Genomic DNA, 306 nt, shown 5'->3' on the forward strand with positions numbered 1-306 from the left:
GGCCAGAGAGCGACGTGTCCGCCACCAAGGCCAGGCACTCCCGGCTGTAGTCGTCGACCACGGCCAGAACGCGGAACCGTCTGCCATCCGTCAGCGCATCGCTGACGAAGTCCAGGCTCCAGTGCTGGTTGGGGGCATCTGGCACCAGCATCGGCCAGCGTGTCCCCAGAGCCCGCTTTCGGCCGCCCCGGCGGCGCACTTGGAGCTTCTCCTCGCGATAGAGCCGCCTGAGCTTCTTCAGGTTCATCATGATCCCCTGCCGTTCCAGCATCACGTGGATGCGGCGATAGCCAAACCGCCGCCTCT

The 306-nt window shown here is 66.0% G+C and carries 1 protein-coding gene; it reads right to left on the minus strand.

What is annotated here, in order from left to right; genetic code table 11:
• A partial coding sequence (locus H2O73_RS23740) for a DDE-type integrase/transposase/recombinase (RefSeq protein WP_182110764.1) occupies nucleotides 1-306 on the minus strand: 306 nt, incomplete at both ends.

Source organism: Vibrio marinisediminis (genome assembly GCF_014050145.1).
Lineage (GTDB): Bacteria > Pseudomonadota > Gammaproteobacteria > Enterobacterales > Vibrionaceae > Vibrio > Vibrio marinisediminis.